The sequence below is a fragment of the Aequorivita xiaoshiensis genome (assembly GCF_022008395.1).
GTDB lineage: Bacteria > Bacteroidota > Bacteroidia > Flavobacteriales > Flavobacteriaceae > Aequorivita > Aequorivita xiaoshiensis.
On the sequence record NZ_JAIRBB010000083.1, the window covers coordinates 1 to 300 of the forward strand.

At 32.3% G+C, this 300-nt stretch carries 1 protein-coding gene; it reads right to left on the reverse strand.

Annotated elements, in window-relative coordinates; all coding sequences use genetic code 11:
* Positions 1–74: 74 nt before the first annotated feature.
* On the reverse strand, positions 75–300 hold a 226-nt coding region (locus K8344_RS14065; protein ID WP_237609303.1), incomplete at its 5' end, for a hypothetical protein.

Consider the following 300-nt stretch of genomic DNA (forward strand, 5'->3'; position numbering starts at 1 on the left):
TTCCTAAAAATGCCCGAACCTTTGTGTTAGCAACGACTCGCGCTATTTTTTATATACGTTGTTACCACACGTTTTTATTCCGACCAATTTTCTATTGTTCCGTTTTCATTAAACCAAATTTCGATGTTAACATTACTTTCAATCGGTATCCCTTTTCGTTTGAGAATATCAAATTGCATTCCTTTTAAAGCTTTCTTTATTGACTTAATGCAAAAATTATATTCTCGTTTTGTATCCCAAAATTCGGAAATCAGCTCTTTAGTTTGATATTCGGTCATAATAACATTAGTGACTTTTCCC